General features: G+C 65.5%; 2 protein-coding genes. Both read left to right on the top strand.

The features are described 5' to 3' along the window. Positions 1-3 precede the first annotated feature (3 nt). Entirely contained in the window at positions 4-1,212 is a 1,209-nt protein-coding gene (locus Q8814_RS26030; RefSeq protein ID WP_330154813.1) for a benzoate/H(+) symporter BenE family transporter, read from the top strand. A gap of 43 nt (positions 1,213-1,255) precedes the next feature. Beyond that, positions 1,256-1,642: TetR/AcrR family transcriptional regulator (locus tag Q8814_RS26025; RefSeq protein ID WP_330154812.1), on the top strand; the 387-nt coding region annotated here is incomplete at its 3' end.

The raw sequence follows: 1,642 nt of genomic DNA, 5'->3' as shown, positions 1-1,642 counted from the left end.
TTCATCCGTCCCGCGCAGGTGCTTCGAGACCTCGGTCCGCACTACGCCGCCAACGGCCTGATCGGGCTGATCTTCTCGTGCACCGGTCCGGTTGCCGTCATCCTCGCGGCGGGCGCCGCAGGCGGCCTGTCGCAGTCGCAGCTCGCGTCCTGGATTTTCGGCGTGTTCGTGCTCAACGGCATTCTCACCATCGCGATGAGCCTGACGTACCGGCAGCCGCTGGGATTCTTCTGGACGATTCCCGGAACCATCCTGGTCGGCGGATCGCTCACCCACCTGAGCTGGGCCGAGGTGGTCGGTGCGTTCTTCGTGACGGCAGCGCTGATCACCGCCCTCGGTGTGACGGGCCTGGTGCGGCGAGTGATGGAAGCGCTGCCCATGCCGATCGTCATGGCGATGGTCGCGGGAGTGTTCCTGTCGTTCGGCATCAATCTGGTGACTGCACTGGGCGCCGACGTCGCAATTGCGGTTCCCATGATCGCAATCTTCCTCCTGCTCAGCTCCGTTGCTGCGCTGGGTAAATGGATGCCGCCGATTCTGGGTGCGCTCGTCGCGGGAGGCGTGGCGGTGGCGGTCTCGGGACGGTTCTCACCCCAATCCGGAGACACCGCGGTGTTCGCAGCGCCGGTCTTCACCGCACCGGTGTTCACGTGGTCGGCGATCGTCGAACTGGTGATCCCGCTGGCCATCACCGTCCTGGTTGTGCAGAACGGCCAGGGCATCGCGGTGCTCCGGTCGGCCGGCCACAATCCACCGATCAACGTCACCGCCATCGTGTGTGGCCTGTGGTCGTTTCCCGCCGCATGCGTCGGCGCGGTGTCGAGTTGCCTGACCGGACCCACGAATGCGCTGCTGGTGGCGTCGGGTGAGCGTGCCCGTCAGTACACGGCCGCACTGACGTGCGGTGTGCTGGCCATCGTCTTCGGGCTGTTCGCGCCGCTGTTCGTGCGGTGGATGATCGCCGCACCCGCCTCGTTCGTGGCGGTCCTCGGCGGACTGGCGATGCTCAAGGCTCTGCAGGGCGCGTTCGTCGCCGGATTCGGCCGGAAGTACACGATGGGCGCGCTCATCGCGTTCGTCGTCACCGCCTCCGATGTCACGTTCTGGGGCATCGGCGCCGCGTTCTGGGGCATCGTCGCCGGGGTTGTGGTGTCGTGGCTGCTCGAGCGTCAGGATTGGAAGCCGGCCTCGGCGCTGAGAACCTCGTCGTGAGATTCCGGGGCTGTTGACAGCCGAATATTTGAGGTCCATCGTTATGGACATGAATGTGGGGTCGCCGCGCCCGTACCGGATGACCGCCCGGGCGCAGACGGCGGCACAGACCACGGAGCGGATCATGCACGCCACGGTGGAGTTGTACCGGGAAAATTGGCTGGACGAGATCACCCTCGATCGAGTGGCGGACAAGGCCGGGGTCTCGATCAAGACGGTGCAGCGCAAGTTCGGAAATCGCAACGGGCTGCTGTCCGCGACAATGCAGTGGATCGGCAGACAGGTCACTGCGCAACGTTTTCCGGTGACGGTAGGTGATGTCGACGCCGCCGCCGAGAACCTGATGATCCATTACGAGCAGTGGGGGCCGCTGGGATTGCGGCACGCGATGCAGGCGCAGCGCTCGGAATTTGTCGCATCGATCGTCGCG

Origin of the sequence: Rhodococcus chondri, assembly GCF_036327435.1 — a bacterium.
In the GTDB taxonomy this organism is placed as follows: Bacteria; Actinomycetota; Actinomycetes; order Mycobacteriales; family Mycobacteriaceae; genus Rhodococcus; species Rhodococcus chondri.
Note: the sequence above shows the minus strand (reverse complement) of the source record. Positions and strands in the feature narration are given on the sequence as shown.